Genomic DNA, 513 nt, shown 5'->3' with positions numbered 1-513 from the left:
CTTTACAGAAATAGCTGTGGTCTGAATAGCCGACAATTCCGCTGATTTCTGAAATTGGTGCAGTGCCTGCAACAAGAAGCTTAGATGCCTCTTCTATTCTAACTCTGTTAAGGTACTCGCTGAAGCCTTCTTTCATATGTGTTGAAAAATAGCTGGATAAATAGGATGGATTAAAATGAAAATGCTGCGCTACATTAGTAAGTGTCAAAGGCTCACGATAATGCTCATTCATATATGCAATGATGTTTTTGATATTGACATTTTCCGGCTTCGTTTTTACTGTATTAATTACCGTTTTTGTATCACGCAAAAAACACTCCAGCTTTTTAACAACTTCTTCTGCACTATTTGCCTCTTCTATTCCTTTCAAGTAAACATATTTCGACTGTTCCAAGCTATGAATCTCATATTCCATATTGCTAAGCAGGATGGTGATATTAAAAATAATATTGCTAAAAAAAGACTTATACTCATACACATCCAATGTATACATAGAAGAAATAGCTGCAACAT

General features: G+C 34.9%; 1 protein-coding gene. It reads right to left on the bottom strand.

The features are described 5' to 3' along the window. On the bottom strand, positions 1 to 513 hold a 513-nt coding region (locus QD409_RS35790; protein ID WP_430765092.1), incomplete at both ends, for a helix-turn-helix transcriptional regulator.

It is taken from the genome of Rhizobium sp. BR 315, assembly GCF_050577975.1.
Lineage (GTDB): Bacteria > Pseudomonadota > Alphaproteobacteria > Rhizobiales > Rhizobiaceae > Rhizobium > Rhizobium miluonense.
This window is presented reverse-complemented; position numbering and strand designations above follow the sequence as displayed.